The 17,683-nt window shown below is 62.0% G+C and carries 12 protein-coding genes; 6 read left to right on the forward strand and 6 right to left on the reverse strand.

Annotated elements, in window-relative coordinates; genetic code table 11:
- Positions 1–138 precede the first annotated feature (138 nt).
- From metA to aceK, 4 genes are all read left to right on the forward strand, one after another.
- On the forward strand, positions 139–1,068 hold the full coding sequence (gene metA / locus RE418_RS08275; RefSeq protein WP_025304485.1) for a homoserine O-succinyltransferase: 930 nt from the start codon (positions 139–141) through the stop codon (positions 1,066–1,068).
- 374 nt (positions 1,069–1,442) lie between these two features.
- Positions 1,443–3,041: a malate synthase A gene (gene aceB, locus RE418_RS08280; RefSeq protein WP_049296303.1), complete on the forward strand. Its 1,599-nt coding sequence runs from the start codon at positions 1,443–1,445 to the stop codon at positions 3,039–3,041.
- Positions 3,042–3,082: 41 nt separating this feature from the next.
- Positions 3,083–4,390, forward strand: coding sequence for an isocitrate lyase (gene aceA / locus RE418_RS08285; RefSeq protein ID WP_089181392.1), 1,308 nt, complete (start codon positions 3,083–3,085; stop codon positions 4,388–4,390).
- 69 nt (positions 4,391–4,459) lie between these two features.
- Positions 4,460–6,214: a bifunctional isocitrate dehydrogenase kinase/phosphatase gene (gene aceK, locus RE418_RS08290; RefSeq protein WP_399676047.1), complete on the forward strand. Its 1,755-nt coding sequence runs from the start codon at positions 4,460–4,462 to the stop codon at positions 6,212–6,214.
- A gap of 1 nt (position 6,215) precedes the next feature.
- On the opposite strand, the gene RE418_RS08295 is transcribed toward aceK, so the two are convergent.
- The 5 genes from RE418_RS08295 to iclR all read right to left on the reverse strand — a co-directional run bounded on the left by RE418_RS08295 (position 6,216) and on the right by iclR (position 11,781).
- Entirely contained in the window at positions 6,216–6,857 is a 642-nt protein-coding gene (locus RE418_RS08295; protein WP_049296301.1) for a bifunctional 4-hydroxy-2-oxoglutarate aldolase/2-dehydro-3-deoxy-phosphogluconate aldolase, read from the reverse strand.
- A 54-nt stretch (positions 6,858–6,911) separates the two neighbouring features.
- Positions 6,912–8,726: a phosphogluconate dehydratase gene (gene edd / locus RE418_RS08300; protein WP_049204304.1), complete on the reverse strand. Its 1,815-nt coding sequence runs from the start codon at positions 8,724–8,726 to the stop codon at positions 6,912–6,914.
- Between the two features lie 98 nt (positions 8,727–8,824).
- Positions 8,825–10,162, reverse strand: coding sequence for a gluconate transporter (gene gntU / locus RE418_RS08305; RefSeq protein WP_025304479.1), 1,338 nt, complete (start codon positions 10,160–10,162; stop codon positions 8,825–8,827).
- Positions 10,159–10,698, reverse strand: a complete 540-nt coding sequence (gene gntK, locus RE418_RS08310; protein ID WP_004936645.1) for a gluconokinase — start codon at positions 10,696–10,698, stop codon at positions 10,159–10,161. Before gntK ends, gntU begins: the two co-directional genes overlap by 4 nt.
- 252 nt (positions 10,699–10,950) lie before the next feature.
- Complete coding sequence (iclR, locus tag RE418_RS08315; protein ID WP_004936648.1) at positions 10,951–11,781, reverse strand: glyoxylate bypass operon transcriptional repressor IclR; 831 nt, start codon at positions 11,779–11,781, stop codon at positions 10,951–10,953.
- A gap of 196 nt (positions 11,782–11,977) precedes the next feature.
- Here iclR and metH point away from each other — a divergent pair, with 196 nt between their 5' ends.
- Positions 11,978–15,673, forward strand: a complete 3,696-nt coding sequence (metH, locus tag RE418_RS08320; protein ID WP_197824323.1) for a methionine synthase — start codon at positions 11,978–11,980, stop codon at positions 15,671–15,673.
- Between the two features lie 38 nt (positions 15,674–15,711).
- On the opposite strand, the gene RE418_RS08325 is transcribed toward metH, so the two are convergent.
- On the reverse strand, positions 15,712–16,422 hold the full coding sequence (locus RE418_RS08325) for a UTRA domain-containing protein (RefSeq protein WP_089196315.1): 711 nt from the start codon (positions 16,420–16,422) through the stop codon (positions 15,712–15,714).
- A 193-nt stretch (positions 16,423–16,615) separates the two neighbouring features.
- On the opposite strand from RE418_RS08325, the gene RE418_RS08330 reads away from it, so the two are divergent.
- Positions 16,616–17,677: an ABC transporter substrate-binding protein gene (locus tag RE418_RS08330; protein ID WP_004936660.1), complete on the forward strand. Its 1,062-nt coding sequence runs from the start codon at positions 16,616–16,618 to the stop codon at positions 17,675–17,677.
- The last annotated feature ends 6 nt before the right edge of the window (positions 17,678–17,683 follow it).

Here is a 17,683-nt window from a genome sequence, read left to right on the forward strand (position 1 = left end):
CCTGCCAAAGATCCTGACGCAGTTCGCGCAATGAAACATTTTCACCTTTCCGCTGAATGCTCGACAGCGACGGAAAAAAACGCTATCTTCGGGCATCTAGAAGTCTAAACGTATAAATGGATGTGTGAGGGTTAAGCAATGCCGATTCGTGTTCCTGATGAGTTACCTGCGGTCAATTTCTTGCGTGGTGAGAATGTCTTCGTGATGACATCCTCGCGGGCAAAAACACAGGAAATCAGGCCGCTGAAAGTGCTGATCCTTAACCTGATGCCAAAGAAGATCGAAACGGAAAACCAGTTTCTGCGCCTGCTTTCCAACTCGCCGCTGCAGATTGATATCCAGCTGCTGCGCATCGACAGCCGCGAATCGAAGAATACGCCGGCCGAGCATCTGAATAACTTCTACTGCGACTTCGAGGATATTCAGAATGAGAACTTCGATGGTTTGATCGTCACTGGCGCGCCGCTGGGGCTGGTCGATTTCTGCGATGTTGCCTACTGGCCGCAGATCGAACGGGTGATCGACTGGGCTAAGAACCACGTTACCTCCACGCTGTTCGTGTGCTGGGCGGTACAGGCGGCGTTGAATATTCTGTACGGCATTCCCAAGATGACGCGCGAGGTGAAGCTCTCCGGGGTTTATCCGCACCAAACGCTACAGCAGCATGCGTTGCTGACGCGCGGCTTCGACGAAAGCTTCCTGGCGCCGCATTCACGCTATGCCGATTTCCCGACCGAGGTGATTCGCCAATATACCGACCTGGACATCCTGGCCGAATCCGAGCAGGCCGGCGCCTACCTGTTCGCCAGCAGGGATAAGCGCCTGGCGTTCGTCACCGGCCATCCGGAATACGATACAATGACGCTGGCGGGAGAGTATTGTCGCGACAACGAAGCTGGCCTCGATCCTGCCGTACCGCTCAACTACTTCCCCGATGACAACCCCGCACTGATACCGAAAGCCACCTGGCGCAGCCATGGCCACCTGCTGTTTTCCAATTGGCTCAACTATTACGTCTACCAGATCACGCCTTACGATCTGCGCCATATGAATCCGACGCTCGACTGATCTTTTCTGCCTGCCGGCGGCTGAATCGAGGCCGCCGCACTGCTCATCCTCTGCACGATCCTCTTTTTATCCGTCCTTTTATCCAAAAAACCATTTCACGACAAGGCGTTAGCGCGTCTTTATTAAATTATTGGAACCAGTTTCCTTACCTGTCATTGTTGTTATTTTGTCTAACCAATTGATAATAAAGTGTTAATAAAATATTTAATAATAAAATGGAAATGGTTTTTGATTTTTATTTTTTGTTGAGTATTCTTAGAGCTATCGGGATGAGATCTGACCAGTTGAGGATCGTTTCATCCGCCCTGATCCACAGTGATTTCTGATGAAAATGCGCCGGTCGCTCGGGTGCAACGATGGGAAGGAGCAAGGTCATGACGCAACAGATAGCAGGCACGGAGTTAAGGTTTACGCAGGGTTTCGCCGCTGCGGAGCGCCAGGTGTTAACGGACGAAGCGGTTGAATTCCTGGCGGACCTGGTGGGGAAATTCACGCCGCGGCGCAACGAGCTGCTGGCGGCGCGTGTCCGCTGGCAACAAAATATCGATCGCGGTGAACTGCCGGGATTTATTTCGGAAACCGCTTCCATTCGTGAAGGTGACTGGCAAATCCGCGGCATTCCGCAAGACCTGCGTGACCGCAGGGTCGAGATCACCGGGCCGGTCGAGCGCAAGATGGTGATCAATGCGCTGAACGCCAACGTAAAAGTGTTTATGGCGGACTTCGAAGACTCGCTGGCGCCAAGCTGGGACAAAGTCATCGACGGTCAAATCAACCTGCACGATGCGGTTAACGGCACCATCTCCTACACCAATGAAGCCGGCAAGATCTACCAGCTGAAACCGAATCCGGCGGTGTTGATCGCTCGCGTGCGCGGCTTGCACCTGCCGGAGAAACACGTCTTGTGGCGTGATGAAGCCATCCCCGGCGGCCTGTTCGATTTCGCGCTGTACTTCTACCACAACTATCGCCAGCTGTTGGCCAAGGGTAGCGGCCCGTATTTCTACCTGCCGAAAACCCAGTCCTGGGAGGAAGCGGCCTGGTGGAGCGATGTCTTCAGCTTTACCGAGGATCGTTTCGATCTGCCGCGCGGCACCATTAAGGCGACCGTGCTGATCGAAACCTTGCCGGCGGTGTTCCAGATGGACGAGATCCTCTACCACCTGCGCGATCACATCGTCGGTCTGAACTGCGGCCGTTGGGATTACATCTTCAGCTACATCAAAACGCTGAAGAACCACGGCGATCGCGTGCTGCCGGATCGTCAGTCGGTGACCATGGAAAAACCTTTCCTCAGCGCCTATTCGCGCCTGTTGATCAAAACCTGTCATAAGCGCGGCGCGTTCGCCATGGGCGGCATGGCGGCGTTTATCCCGAGCAAAGACGCCGAAAAAAACGCCTGGGTGCTGAACAAGGTACGGGCGGACAAAGAGCTGGAGGCCAACAATGGCCACGACGGCACCTGGGTGGCGCACCCGGGCTTGGCGGACACGGTGATGGAGGTGTTCGGCAACGCATTGGGCGATCGTCAAAACCAGCTGGACGTGCTGCGTGAGCAGGATGCGCCGATCAGCGCCGCCCAACTGCTGGAGCCGTGCGACGGCGAACGCACCGAAGCGGGGATGCGCGCCAATATCCGCGTGGCGGTGCAGTACATCGAAGCCTGGATCTCCGGCAACGGCTGCGTGCCGATTTACGGTTTGATGGAAGATGCGGCGACGGCGGAGATCTCCCGCACGTCTATCTGGCAGTGGATCCACCACGAGAAGAGCCTGAACGACGGGCGCCCGGTCACCAAGGCGCTGTTCCGCCAGATGCTGCAAGAAGAGATGTTGGTGGTGCGTGAAGAAGTAGGGGAAGCGCGCTTTAACGCCGGCCGGTTCGAAGAGGCGGCGAGCCTGATGGAGCGCATCACCACGCAAGATGAATTAATCGATTTCCTGACGCTGCCCGGCTATGAGCTGCTGGCCTGAATTTTCCCAATCAACCCTACATGACTGAAAGGATAAAAATTATGTCTACCTCTCGCTCTCAACAGATCCAGCAGCTGGAACAGGAATGGAAATCGGCCCGTTGGGAAGGCATTACCCGCCCCTATAGCGCCGAAGACGTGATCAACCTGCGCGGTTCGGTCAACCCGGAATGCACCCTGGCGCAAAACGGCGCCGCCAAACTGTGGGCATTGTTGAACGGCAAGGCGCGCAAAGGCTACGTGAACTGCCTGGGCGCGCTGACCGGCGGCCAGGCGCTGCAGCAGGCCAAAGCCGGCGTCGAGGCCATCTACTTGTCCGGTTGGCAGGTGGCGGCCGACGCCAACAGCGCGGCGGCCATGTACCCTGACCAATCGCTGTATCCGGTGGACTCGGTGCCGAAGGTGGTCGAGCGCATCAACAACACCTTCCGCCGTGCCGATCAGATCCAATGGGCGAACCAGATTGAGCCGGGCAGCAAAGGGTACACCGATTATTTCCTGCCGATCGTCGCCGATGCGGAAGCCGGCTTCGGCGGCGTGTTGAACGCCTTTGAGCTGATGAAAGCGATGATTACCGCCGGCGCCGCCGGGGTGCACTTCGAAGATCAGCTGGCGGCGGTGAAGAAATGCGGCCATATGGGCGGCAAAGTGCTGGTGCCGACGCAAGAAGCGATCCAGAAACTGATCGCCGCGCGCCTGGCGGCCGACGTGCTCGGCGTGCCGACGCTGGTGATCGCCCGTACCGACGCCGATGCGGCCGACCTGCTGACCTCTGACTGCGATCCGTATGACAGCGCCTTCGTCACCGGCGAGCGTACGGCGGAAGGCTTCTTCCGCACCCATGCCGGCGTCGAACAGGCGATCAGCCGCGGCCTGGCCTATGCCCCTTACGCCGATATGGTGTGGTGCGAAACCTCAACGCCGGATCTGGATGCCGCCCAGCGCTTTGCCGATGCCATCCACGCCAAATATCCAGGCAAGCTGTTGGCCTACAACTGCTCGCCATCGTTCAACTGGAAGAAGAACCTCGACGACCAGACCATCGCCCGCTTCCAGCAGGCGCTGTCGGACATGGGCTACAAGTATCAGTTCATCACGCTGGCGGGCATCCACAGCATGTGGTTCAACATGTTCGACCTGGCGCACGCCTATGCGCAGGGCGAGGGGATGAAACACTACGTCGAGAAGGTGCAGCAGGCGGAGTTCGCCGCGGTGGATCGCGGTTACACCTTCGCGTCGCACCAGCAGGAGGTGGGTACCGGCTACTTCGACAAGGTCACCACCGTCATTCAGGGCGGCGCCTCTTCGGTCACCGCGCTGACCGGTTCGACGGAAGAACAGCAGTTCTGATGCGGCAAGCTTGAAGACGTTTCACCCGGAGCCTGCATGCGCAGGCTTCTTTTTCTGGCGGGGGTAAGGATGGCGGCAAAACTGGAGTTGTTGATCGCACAGACGATCCTGCAGGGCTTCGATGCGCAGTACGGCCGCTTTCTGGAAGTGACCGCCGGCGCGCAGCAGCGCTTCGAGCAGGCGGATTGGCCGGCGGTACAGCAGGCGATGAAAAAGCGCATCCATCTGTATGACCATCACGTTGGCCTGGTGGTGGAGCAGCTTAAATGCATCACCGGGCAGAAATATTTCGACGCCGACTTCCCCAGCCGGGTTAAAGCGGTTTATATCGATCTGCTGCCGGACTATCCGCGTTTCGAGATCGCCGAAAGCTTCTTTAACTCGGTCTATTGCCGGCTGTTCAAGCACCGCGATCTGACGCCGGACAAGCTGTTCGTCTTCAGTTCGCAGCCGGAACGGCGCTTTCGCGACATACCGCGTCCGCTGGCGCGCGATTTTACCCCCAATGGCGATCTGCCGGCGATGCTGCGCAGCGTGCTGAGCGATCTGCCGCTGCGGCTGCCGTGGGAGGACTTGGCACGCGATATTCGCGACATCACTCAGGCGCTGCAACGCGCCTTCAGCGCACCGCAGCTGGCGGGCGCAACCTTCCAGATCGCCAACGAGCTGTTCTATCGCAACAAGGCCGCCTGGCTGGTCGGCAAGCTGCGCCTGGCCGACGGTGTTTATCCGTTCTTGCTCCCGATCCACCACAGCGAGTCGAGCGCGCTGTTTATCGATGCCTGCCTGACTGGCAAGGCCGAGGCCAGCATTGTCTTCGGCTTCGCCCGCTCTTATTTCATGGTCTACGCGCCGCTGCCGGCGGCGATGGTGGAGTGGCTGCGCGAGATCCTGCCGGGCAAGACCACCGCCGAGCTGTACATGGCGATCGGCTGCCAGAAGCACGGTAAAACCGAATGCTATCGCGAATACCTGACCTTTATGGCGCACTCACAGGAACAGTTCATCATCGCGCCGGGCGTGAAAGGCATGGTGATGCTGGTGTTCACCCTGCCGTCCTTCGATCGGGTGTTTAAAGTGATCAAGGATGAGTTCGCCCCGCAAAAAGAGGTGACGCAGGCGCAGGTGATGGCTTGCTATCAGCTGGTGAAAGAGCACGATCGCGTCGGGCGCATGGCGGATACCCAGGAGTACGAAAATTTCGTCGTCGACAAGGCGCGTCTCAGCCCTGAGCTGTTGGCGGAGTTGCGGCGTGAAGTGCCGGGCAAGCTGGAAGATCTCGGCGATCGCATCGTGATCAAACATTTGTATATGGAACGGCGCATGACGCCGCTGAACCTGTATCTGGAGCAGGCCAACGACCAGCAGATGCGCGATGCGATTGAAGAGTACGGCAATGCGATCAAGCAGTTGGCCGCCGCCAATATCTTCCCCGGCGATATGCTGTTCAAGAACTTCGGCGTGACGCGCCACGGGCGGGTGGTGTTCTACGACTACGACGAGATTTGCTACATGACCGAGGTCAACTTCCGCGACATTCCGCCGCCGCGTTATCCGGAGGACGAGCTGGCCAGCGAGCCGTGGTACAGCATCGCGCCCAACGACGTGTTCCCGGAAGAGTTCCGCCACTTCCTGTGCGGCGATCGGCGCATTCGGCAGGTGTTTGAGGAGCTGCACAGCGATCTGTTTACCGCGGAGTATTGGCGCGGGTTGCAGCAGCGCATCCGCGAGGGGCATGTGGAAGACGTGTTCGCTTATCGCAAGAAGCAGCGGTTCAGCCAGCGCAGCGGGGCGGCGCTGCCGGCCGCCACCGCTGCGATGTAACTCAGGCCTGGGCGCCCGCGACGGCGGTGCGCGCCAGTTCGGTAATGCGCGCGTAGTCGCCGCTTTCGAGCGCATCCGCCGGCACCAGCCAGGAGCCGCCGATGCACAGCACGCTTTTCAGCGCCAGATAGCTGCGGTAATTGTCCGGCGAGATGCCGCCGGTCGGGCAGAAACGCACCTGCGGGAACGGGCCGCCGATCGCCTGCAGCGCTTTTACGCCGCCGTTGGCTTCCGCCGGGAAGAATTTAAATTCGCGCAGGCCGTAATCCATGCCCTGCATCAGTTCGGAAACGGTGCTGATGCCCGGAATCAGCGGAATGGACCCGGCGGTGGCCGCCTTGAGCAGCTCGTCGGTCAATCCTGGGCTGATGGCGAACTGCGCGCCGGCCTCGGTCACTTCCCGCAGCTGCTGCGGATTGATCACCGTACCGGCGCCGATGATCGCTTCCGGCACCTCTTGGGCGATGGCGCGAATGGCGTCCATGGCGCAGGCGGTGCGCAGCGTCACCTCCAGCACCCGCACGCCGCCGGCGACCAGCGCTTTCGCCAACGGCACCGCATGTTCCAGCTTGTTGATCACGATGACCGGCACCACCGGCCCCGCCGTCAGGATCTGCTCGGCGCTTGTTGTCCACTTGTTCATGCTGACGTTCTCCTCTGTGGCCGCCGCCAGGCGGCGATGCGGCCAGGCTATCGATTAAAATTTGATGCAGCAGGCGCCCTGCTCGGCGCCTGACAGCTGGCTGCGCAGCGCGCCGAACAGCTCGCGGCCGCAGCCGATGTGTTCCGCGCTCAGATCGGGTTGGCATGGCGTGCGCCGCGCCAGCTCGTCGGCGTCGACCAGCACCTGCAGCTCGCCGCTGCGGCCGTTGACGCGGATCGGATCGCCGTCGCGCACTTTCGCCAGCAGGCCGCCGCTATAGGCTTCCGGGGTGACGTGGATGGCGGAAGGCACCTTGCCGGAGGCGCCGGACAGGCGGCCGTCGGTCACCAGCGCCACTTTGAAACCGCGATCCATCAGCACACCCAGCGGCGGCATCAGCTTGTGCAGCTCCGGCATGCCATTGGCCTGCGGCCCCTGGAAGCGCACCACCACCACGCAATCGCGATCCAGCTTGCCGGCTTCGAACGCTGGCACGATATCGTGCTGGCTGTCGAACACCACCGCCGGCGCTTCGATGATCTGGTTATCGGCGGGCACCGCCGAGGTTTTCATCACCGCGCGGCCCAGATTGCCGGCCATCACTTTGGTGCCGCCATGATGTTCGAACGGCTGGGCGACGCTGGCGATCACGCTGGCGTCGAGCGAGCCGGCCACGCCTTCGCGCCATACCAATTGGCCGTTGTCCAGCCACGGTTCCTGGGTGTAGCGGCGCAGGCCGAAACCGGCCACGGTGTGCACGTCTTCGTGCAGCAGGCCATGTTGCAGCAGCTCGCGCACCACCAGCGGCACGCCGCCGGCGGCCTGGAATTGGTTGATATCGGCCGGGCCGTTCGGGTAGATGCGGCACAGCAGCGGCACCGCCTCCGACAGCTCCGAGAAATCGTCCCAGGTGATGATGATGCCCGCCGCCCGCGCCATCGCCACCAGATGCATGGTCAGGTTGGTGGAGCCGCCGGTGGCCAGCAGCGAGACGATGCCGTTCACCACCACTTTCTCGTCCACCAGGCGGCCGATCGGCAGGTAGTTGCCGGCGGTATCGGTCAGTCGGGTCACCTGGCGCGCGGCGGCGTCGTTCAGCGCGTCGCGCAGCGGCGTGTCCGGATGGACGAAGGAGGCGCCCGGCAGATGCAGACCCATCACTTCCATCACCATCTGGTTGGTGTTGGCGGTGCCATAGAAGGTGCAGGTGCCGATGCCGTGATAAGAGGCCGCCTCGGCCTCCAGCAGTGCCAAACGGTCGGCCTTGCCCTCGGCGTACAGCTGGCGCACGCGCACTTTTTCCTTGTTCGGCAGGCCGCTGCTCATCGGGCCGGCCGGCACGAACAGCGCGGGCAGGTGGCCGAAGGAGAGGGCGGCCATCACCAGCCCCGGCACGATCTTGTCGCAGATGCCGAGGAACAGCGCGCCGTCGAACATATTGTGCGACAGGCCGACGGCGGCCGACATGGCGATCACGTCACGGCTCATCAGCGACAGCTCCATGCCGTCCTGCCCCTGCGTCACGCCGTCGCACATCGCCGGCACGCCGCCGGCCACCTGGCCTACGGCGCCGACCGCTTTCAGCGCCTGCTTCAGCCGCTGCGGGTAGTGTTCGTACGGCTGGTGGGCCGACAGCATGTCGTTATAGGCGGTGATGATGGCGATATCGCTGCGCACCATGTTTTTCAGCGACGCCTTGTCATCAGGCTGACAGGCGGCGAAGCCGTGGGCCAGGTTGCCGCAGGCGAGCTGCGCGCGGTGGACGGTTTGGGCGCGGGCCGCCTCGATACGCGCCAGATAGGCGGCGCGGCTGGCCTGGGAACGGTCGATGATGCGCTGTGTGACACGGGACAAGGTTGGATTAATCATGCCTTCCTCACATTGCTGTTGTTATAGTCGCCGCCTGTGGCGGTGCCCCCGGGGGTGATTTGCAGCCCTGGTGTGCAAGGCCGGGGGCGATTCAGGATTTAAAACATCGTGAATGCAATCATGCCGATGGCGCCGCCGACGCTGCCCAGAATGGTTTCCATCACCGTCCAGGTTTTCAGCGTTTGCAGTTCGTTGGCGCCGGTGAATTTGCCGAACAGCCAGAAACCGGCGTCGTTGACGTGGCTCAGCACGATGGAGCCACCGGCGATGCAGATGGCCAGCGCGGCCAACTGCCCGCCGTTCAGCCCGAGCTGGCTGGTGACCGGCAGCACCAGGCCGACGGTGGTCAGGCAGGCGACGGTGGCCGAGCCCTGGATCACCCGCACCATGGCGGACAACGCGAACGCTGCCACGGCGATCGGCAGGCCGGCGCCGATCATGGCGTCACCCAGCGCTGGCCCTACACCGGAATCCACCAGGATCTGCTTGAACACCCCGCCGGCGCCGGTCATCAGCAGGATGATTCCGGCCGGCTGCACGGCGGCGGAGCAGATGGCCAGGGTCTGTTCGTTGCTCATGCCGCGCGGTTTCGCCAGACCGTAAATCACGATCAGGCAGGCCAGCAGAATGGCGGTGAACGGGTGGCCGATAAACTCCAGCCACTGCTGCAGCTGCGAGCCGGGAGTGACCAGCCGCGCGCCGATAGTCTTCATGCCGACCAGTACCAGCGGGCACAGCACCAGCGCCAGGCTGAAGCCGAACGACGGCAGATTGCCCTTGGTCAGCGTCGGCTCGTTCTCTTCCGGCGGCATTGGCCAGTTGACGAAGCGGCTGATAAAGCTGCCGTACAGCGGGCCGGCGATCAGCATGCCGATCACGGCCGCCACCAGGCCGATGGCGATCATCCAGCCGAAATCGGCCTTCATCTGCGATGCCAGCAGCATTGGCACCGGCCCCGGCAGCAGGAAGGAGGCGGCAGCGGCCACACCGGCGAACAGCGGGATGGCCAGCTTGACGATATTGCCGTCGGTGCGGCGCGCCACGGCGAACACGATGCCGATCAGCAGCACCACCGCCACGTCGAAGAACAGCGGCAGCGCGCAGATCAGGCCGGCGATGCCGAGCGCGTAGTGCGCCTTGCTTTGTCCGAATCGTTTCAGCAATTGCGCCGCAATTTGATCGAGCGCGCCGACCTCATGCAGGATCTTGCCGAACATCGCCCCGAGCGCCACCACGATCGCCAGGAAGCCCAGCGTGTCGCCCATGCCTTTTTGCATGGTGTCGGCGATGTGTTCCAGCGGCATGCCGGAGAAAATGCCGGCGGCGATGGACACCAGCATCAGCGCGACGAAGGCGTGCATGCGCGCCTTCATCACCAGGAATAACAGCAGTAAAACCGAGCCGACTGCGGTACCGACCAGCGTTACGGTACTCACGCGCACACGTCCTGCGGCAGGAAGCTCTGGATATGGCGCACGGTATCGGCGATCACCGCGTCCAGCGGCTGATTGATGTCGATCGCCATCACGTCGTTCTCGTCGGCGCCCGGTTGCTCCAGCGCGGCGAACTGGGTGACCAGCATCTGCGGCTTGAAGAAGTGGCCGTTGCGCGCCGCCAGGCGGGATTCGATCACCGGGAACTCACCGTGCAGATAGATGAATGACAGGTTGCCGTTGCCGGCGCGCAGGCGGTCGCGATACTGCTTTTTCAACGCCGAACAGACGATGATCGACACGTTGTTGGTGCGCTGCATGGCGAAGGCGGCGTCGTTGAGCGCGGCCAGCCACGGCGCGCGATCATCGTCGTTCAACGCTTCGCCGGCGGCCATCTTCAGGATATTGCTGCGCGGGTGCAGGAAGTCGCCGTCGAGGAAGCCGGCGGAGAGTTGGCGGGCCGCGGCGGCGGCGACGGCGGACTTGCCGCTGCCGGAAACGCCCATAACGACGTAAATACGATTTTGATTGTTGGTCATGGCTTGGCTCCAAAACACCGGGTGACGTTACCTTCGTTCAGTCTGATTGTTACCGGTAACATGTTATCGGTAACATTGTCGAAGGAAGTGTGAGCGGTTGCAATGGGCTTTCGCCGTGAGGATCGTTAACTGTGATCGGCTTCAAGCTTTTTGCCTGTGTGCTAAACAGGATGCCGACAGCCTGTTACATGCTGACAACAGAGCATGGCAGGGGAGCAGGGGCGCGCTGGGGCGCCCCTCGGATGGGCTGGATCAGCGCACGCCGCCGTAGGCCAGGCTGATCTCTTTCGCCGCGTGGATCACCAGCGCGCCCAGCTCGATCACGCGATCGTCGGTGATGCGCGACACCGGGCCGGAGATGGAAATGGCGGCGAAGGCTTCGCGGTGCTCGTCGAAGATGCAGGCCGCCACGCAGCGCAGGCCGAGCGCGTGCTCTTCGTCGTCAAAGGAGAAGCCCTGTTTGCGGATCTGCGCCAGCCCCTCTTTCAGGTTGTGTGGCGTCAGGGTATGCGGCGTGTAGGTGTGCATGCCTTTCTTGTGCAGCAGTTTGGTCACCTGATCGTCCGGCAGGGTGGCGAGGAACGCTTTGCCGGCGCCGGAGGCGTGCATTGGCAGTTTGCCGCCGATCGGCGCCGACATGCGCATCAGCGCCGTGCACTGCACCTGATCGATGATGATCGCCTGGTACTCGCTGGTATCCAGCACCGCCAGGTTGACGGTTTCGCCGGACTCCTCCATCAGGCGGCGCAGCGTCGGATGCACCATCGCCAGCAGGTTGCGGCTTTGCAGGAAGCTGCTGCCGACCACAAAGGCGTGCGAGCCGATGGTCCACAGGCCGAGATCGCCGACCTGGCGCACGAATCCCTGCTGCTGCATGGTGGTGAGCAGGCGGTGAGTAGTGGAATTCGGCAGGCCGGCCTGCTGGGCCAGATCGGTCAGCGCCACGTTGCCCTGGGCTTCCGAAATGTATTCCAACAGTTTCAGGCCACGGGTCAACGATTGTACCTGACCGGTCGCCGCACTGGCGGCGGGGGCTGCTGCGCGGGGCTTCTTGCCGCGCTTGGCGGGAGCAGGGGTGGCCATGGGTGAGATTCCTTTTTCCGTATGATGGAATTCATTTTCGTTTTTTGTCGATGAATTGCAAGCCGCCGTCAGCTCATCGGAGGTGTTGGCGCACAACCTGAAAAACTCTCAATTGTCGCCTGGCCCTTTGTCCTTACAAGCTGTGCTAGGATGACTCGTTGGTTTTTGCGGCAGTTGAGCAATGGGCTGGATGGCAATGGAAGGGGTTACAGTGACGAATCGAGTAGAACAACTGCGCCGCCAGTTAGCGCAGCGCATTTTGGTGTTGGACGGCGGCATGGGCACCATGATCCAGAGCTACCGTCTGGATGAGCGCGATTTCCGCGGTGAGCGTTTCGCCGACTGGCGCAGCGATCTGAAAGGCAATAACGATCTGCTGGTGCTGACCAAGCCGGAAGTGATCACCGCCATTCATTACGCCTATCTTGAGGCGGGCGCCGATATCCTTGAGACCAATACCTTCAACTCCACCTCCATCGCCATGGCCGACTACCACATGGAGTCGCTGTCCGCCGAGATTAACTATCAGGCCGCCTGTCTGGCGCGCGCCTGCGCCGACGAATGGACGGCGCGCACGCCGGAAAAACCGCGCTACGTCGCCGGGGTGTTGGGGCCGACCAACCGCACTGCGTCCATCTCGCCGAACGTCAACGATCCGGCGTTCCGCAACATCTCGTTCGATGAACTGGTGGCGGCTTACCGCGAATCGACCCGCGCGCTGGTGGAAGGCGGCGTCGATCTGATCATGATCGAAACCATCTTCGACACCCTGAACGCCAAGGCCGCTGCTTTTGCGGTGGAAACCGAATTCGAAGCGCTGGGGGTGGAACTGCCGATCATGATTTCCGGCACCATCACCGACGCCTCCGGCCGCACCCTGTCCGGCCAGACCACCGAAGCGTTTTACAATTCGCTGCGCCACGTCAAGCCGCTGACCTTCGGCCTGAACTGCGCCCTGGGCCCGGACGAGCTGCGCCAGTACGTCGCCGAGCTGGCGCGCATCTCGGAGACCTACGTCACCGCGCACCCGAACGCCGGTTTGCCGAATGCCTTCGGCGAGTACGATCTGGATGCGGCCGAGATGGCGCGCCAGGTCGGGGAGTGGGCGCAGGCCGGCTTCCTCAATATCATCGGCGGCTGCTGTGGCACCACGCCGGAACATATCGCCGCGATGGCCAAGGCGGTCGAGGGCGTGCCGCCGCGCCGGCTGCCGGAGCTCCCGGTCGCCTGCCGCCTGGCCGGTCTGGAGCCGCTGACCATCGACGCCAACACGCTGTTCGTCAACGTCGGCGAGCGCACCAACGTCACCGGTTCGGCGCGCTTCAAGCGCCTGATCAAAGAAGAGAAATACAACGAGGCGCTCGACGTGGCGCGTCAGCAGGTCGAGAGCGGCGCGCAGATCATCGACATCAACATGGACGAGGGGATGCTCGACGCCGAAGCGGCGATGGTGCGCTTCCTCAACCTGATCGCCGGCGAGCCGGATATCGCTCGGGTGCCGATCATGATCGACTCCTCCAAGTGGTCCGTTATCGAGAAAGGCCTGAAGTGCATTCAGGGCAAGGGCATCGTCAATTCGATCTCGATGAAGGAGGGCGAAGAAGCCTTTATCCATCACGCCAAACTGGTGCGCCGCTACGGCGCCGCGGTGGTGGTGATGGCGTTCGACGAAGTGGGCCAGGCGGACACCCGCGAGCGCAAGTTCGAGATCTGCCGCCGCGCCTATAAAATTTTGACCGAACGCGTTGGCTTCCCGCCGGAAGACATCATTTTCGATCCGAACATCTTCGCCGTCGCCACCGGCATCGACGAGCACAACAACTACGCCGTCGACTTTATCGAAGCCTGCGCCGACATCAAAACCCACCTGCCGCACGCGATGATCTCCGGCGGGGTGTCCAACGTGTCGTTCTCGTTCCGCGGCAACGATCCGGTGCGTGAAGCGATCCATGCGGTGTTCCTGTATCACGCCATTCGCAACGGCATGGACATGGGCATCGTCAACGCCGGGCAGTTGGCGATTTACGACGATCTGCCTACTGAGCTGCGCGAGGCGGTAGAAGACGTGATCCTCAACCGTCGCGAGGACGGCACCGAACGCCTGCTGGAGCTGGCGGAAAAGTACCGCGGCAGCAAAGACGGCGAAGCGGCGGTGCAGCAGGCGGAGTGGCGCGGCTGGCCGGTGGAGAAGCGGCTGGAATACTCGCTGGTGAAGGGCATCACCGAGTTTATCGAGCTGGACACCGAAGAAGCGCGGCAGCAGGCCGAACGCCCAATCGAAGTGATCGAAGGGCCGCTGATGGCCGGGATGAACGTGGTCGGCGATCTGTTTGGCGAGGGCAAGATGTTCCTGCCGCAGGTGGTGAAATCCGCCCGCGTGATGAAGCAGGCGGTGGCCTACCTGGAACCGTACATCGAGGCCAGCAAGCAGCAAGGCACCTCCGCGGGGAAAATCCTGTTGGCGACGGTGAAGGGCGACGTGCACGACATCGGCAAGAATATCGTCGGCGTGGTGCTGCAGTGCAACAATTATGAAATCGTCGATCTTGGCGTGATGGTACCGACGGAGAAAATCCTGCGCACCGCGCGCGAGGAGAACGTCGACATCATCGGCCTGTCGGGGCTGATCACGCCGTCGCTCGACGAGATGGTCAACGTGGCCAAAGAGATGGAGCGCCAGGGCTTTACGCTGCCGCTGCTGATCGGCGGCGCCACCACCTCCAAGGCGCACACCGCGGTGAAAATCGAGCAGAACTACAGCGGCCCAACCACCTACGTGCAGAACGCCTCGCGCACCGTGGGCGTGGTGTCGGCACTGCTGTCCGCCACCCAGCGCGACGAGTTTGTGGCGCGCACCCGCAAAGAATATGAAACGGTGCGCATTCAGCACGCGCGCAAAAAACCGCGCACGCCGCCGGTCGATTTGCAGAAGGCGCGCGCCAACGCCATGGCGCTGGACTGGGCCGATTATCAGCCGCCGGCGCCGCGGCAGCTCGGCGTGTTTCCGGTGGCGGCCGGCATCGAGACGCTGCGCCACTACATCGACTGGACGCCGTTCTTCATGACCTGGTCGCTGGCGGGCAAATACCCGCGCATCCTGGAGGATGAGGTGGTGGGGGAAGAGGCCAAGCGCCTGTTCCACGACGCCAATCAGATGCTGGATCGGCTGGCCGCCGAGCGCAGCCTCAACCCGCGTGGCGTTTACGGCCTGTTCCCGGCCAACCGCGTCGGCGACGACGTGGAAGTGTACCGCGACGAACGGCGCGGCGCGGTGCTGGCGGTGAGCCGCCATCTGCGTCAGCAGACGGAAAAAACCGACTTCCCGAACTACTGCCTGGCGGACTTCGTGGCGCCGAAAAGCAGCGGCAAGGCCGACTACTTCGGCGCCTTCGCGGTGACCGGCGGGCTGGAGGAAGACGCGCTGGCGGCGGCGTACGACGCGCAGCACGACGATTACAACAAAATCATGGTCAAGGCGTTGGCGGATCGTTTGGCGGAGGCCTTCGCCGAATACCTGCATGAGCAGGTGCGCAAGTTACACTGGGGCTATGCCGCCGACGAGAGCCTGAGCAACGAGGAACTGATCCGCGAGAACTATCAGGGCATCCGGCCGGCGCCGGGCTACCCGGCCTGCCCGGAGCACACCGAAAAAGCGACCATCTGGCAGCTTCTGGACGTCAACCGCCACACCGGCATGGAACTGACGGAGTCCTTCGCTATGTGGCCGGGAGCGGCGGTATCCGGCTGGTACTTCAGCCATCCTGAGAGCAAGTACTTCGCGGTGGCGCAGATCCAGCGCGATCAGGTGGAAGACTACGCGGCGCGTAAAGGGATGAGCGTGAGCGAGGTCGAGCGCTGGCTGGCGCCAAACCTCGGCTACGACGCCGACTGACTTTCCTCTTCAAGGGCGCAGCGATGCGCCCTTGTCATTTACAGCGCTTCCACATCGATATGCAGCGCGTCGTACCGCCAATATTCCAGGTCGCAATCGATCACTCTGTCGTGCTGATCGCGATTCACCCGCGTAATGAACAGCGCCGGGCTGCCGTAGGTCACCTTCAGCATGGCGGCGGCCTGCTGCGGCAGCAGGGTGGGCAGCATGTCGAAACGCACCCGCCCGTAGTGAATGCCGTAGCGCGCGGCGTACAGCGCGGTCAGCGACTGGGTCAGATCTTCGTCCAGAATGCCGGGGAAATAGGCCGGATTGAGGTAGTGCTCGCAGTACAGCACCGCACGTCCGTCGATGTAGCGCAGCCGGCGAATGCGATAGGCCTCGGCGCCGGGGGGCAGCGCCAGGCGGCCGGCCAGCGGCGCGTCGAGCGTGACGACCGCGCTGTCGATCGCTTCGGTATGGGCGGCGCGCCCCTGCTGCTGCGCCATGGCGTGAAAATGGCTGCGCTGCAGCGGGTTGTAGATAAGACGTGGAGGCGAGATGAACCAGCCGCGCCGCACTTGGCGGTAGATGACGCCCTGCGCCTCCAACTGGCCGAGCGCCTCCTGCAAGGTAATGCGGGTGGTGGCGAACTGTTCGCTCAGGGCGCGTTCGGAGGGCAGCTTGCCGCCCGCGGCGAACTCGCCGGCGGTGATGCGGGCGCTCAGCGTTTGGCAGATGGTGGCGACGGTCGTCGGTGCTTCACTCATACAGCGGGTGTCCCGTTTCAGTGCGTTTGGCCTTCCTTAAGGTAGGCCAGCGTCGCGTTTTCGCCGTTGCAACGGGTGATAAAACTGTCGCTTTTTTAAGCTGACATATAATTATCACATTCGTCCGTTAGATTGGTTTGGTCCTTGCTGGACTAGTCCAGCCATCCCCACACTACCACCTGGAGCATCAGTTATGAAACGTTTGTGCGCTTCTGTGTTAACCAGTGCCATCGTGTTATCCAGCCAGATGAGCTGGGCCGCGGATACCGATCTGGCGGCGCTGGAGCAGGCCGCGAAGAAAGAAGGCGAAGTCAACAGCGTCGGCATGCCGGACAGCTGGGCCAACTGGAAAGGCACCTGGCAAGATCTGTTGAGCAAGTACGGCCTGAAGCATGTCGATACCGACATGAGCTCCGCGCAGGAGATCGCCAAATTCGATGCGGAAAAGAACAACGCTACGGCGGACATCGGTGACGTCGGCGCGGCCTTTGGCCCGGTGGCGGTGCAGAAGGGCGTAACGCAGCCCTACAAACCCTCTACCTGGGATCAGGTGCCGGACTGGGCGAAAGACAAAGACGGGCACTGGGCGCTGGCTTACACCGGCACCATCGCCTTTATCATCAATAAACAGCAGGTGAAAGACATCCCGCACAGCTGGGCCGATCTGCTCAAGGGCAGCTATCAGGTCACCATCGGCGACGTCGGCACCGCGTCGCAGGCGGCCAGCGGCGTGCTGGCCGCCACCTACGCCATGGGCGGCAACGAGAAAAACCTCAAGCCGGGCCTGGAATTCTTCGGCAAGCTGGCCAAGGCCGGCCGCCTGAGCCTGAGTAACCCGGTGATCGCATCGCTGGAGAAAGGGGAAGTGCAGGTTGGCGTGGTGTGGGACTTCAACGGCCTGAACTACCGCGATCAGATCGACAAAACCCGCTTTGAAGTGCTGATCCCGTCGGACGGCTCGATCACCTCCGGCTACACCACCATCATCAACAAATACGCCAAGCACCCGAACGCCGCCAAGCTGGCGCGCGAATACATCTTCTCCGACGCCGGCCAGATCAACCTGGCGCGCGGCTATGCCCGCCCGATCCGCGCCGAACATCTGACGCTGCCGGACGACGTCAAGGCCAAGCTGCTGCCGGCCGAGCAGTACAAGAATGCGCACCCGATCGCCGATCCGGCGGCCTGGGAACAGAGCGCCAAAGCGCTGCCGCGCCTGTGGCAGGAAAACGTCATTATGTTTATGCAGCAGTGAGTTAAC

This window comes from Serratia sp. szju (genome assembly GCF_044594185.1).
Lineage (GTDB): Bacteria > Pseudomonadota > Gammaproteobacteria > Enterobacterales > Enterobacteriaceae > Serratia > Serratia bockelmannii.